General features: G+C 63.9%; 1 protein-coding gene and 1 CRISPR repeat array. The gene reads right to left on the bottom strand.

Annotated features, from left to right (window positions below):
• The coding region (locus K940_RS0126365) for a helix-turn-helix domain-containing protein (protein ID WP_155980863.1) at positions 1-277 on the bottom strand (277 nt) is incomplete at its 3' end.
• Positions 278-341: 64 nt separating this feature from the next.
• Positions 342-703: direct repeats of the CRISPR family, unit length 30 nt; unit sequence GTCCTCATCAGCCCTACGAGGGTTGGCAAC.

The raw sequence follows: 703 nt of genomic DNA, 5'->3' as shown, positions 1-703 counted from the left end.
CGAAGAACACTGTCCGGCCCCGTTGCCAGCCGACCCGCTCCATGATCACCGTCGTCGGCATATCGGGAAACTCCGCCAGCAACTCCCGGATCGCCGGCTCGAACTCATCGACCACCGAACCCTTCGGCTTGCGCCGATATCGCGGCGGCTCATGCGCCGCCAGCGCCTTCTTCACCGTGTTCTTCGAGATCTTCAACCGGCGAGCTATCGCCCGGATCGCCATACCCTCCGAGCGATGCAACCGGCGGATCTCCGCCCAGTCCTCCACGTTCAACACCTCATGATCGTTCACGGGTGGGTCAATATTCACCCGGAACCAGAGGGTCAGTATTCAGCCGGATGCGACAATCAGCCCTACGAGGGTTGGCAACATGGTGCCTCGGCCAGCGCGGCCGCGGCCGGTGTCGGTCCTCATCAGCCCTACGAGGGTTGGCAACACGATTCGCACGAGCGGTTCACCGCGGCGGCGGCCCATGTCCTCATCAGCCCTACGAGGGTTGGCAACGGCAAACCACACCCCGCCAAACCGACACCACCCGCGTCCTCATCAGCCCTACGAGGGTTGGCAACTGAGCATGCGCGCGGTGATCCCTGGAGGCGACCGATGAGTCCTCATCAGCCCTACGAGGGTTGGCAACGCCGAGCGTTCGATGACGTAGCGGCCCAGCGGCATGTCCTCATCAGCCCTACGAGGGTTGGCAAC

This window comes from Nocardia sp. CNY236, assembly GCF_000482385.1.
In the GTDB taxonomy this organism is placed as follows: domain Bacteria; phylum Actinomycetota; class Actinomycetes; order Mycobacteriales; family Mycobacteriaceae; genus Nocardia.
The sequence above is the reverse complement of the archived record's forward strand: the minus strand, read 5'-3'. Positions and strand labels throughout refer to the sequence as shown.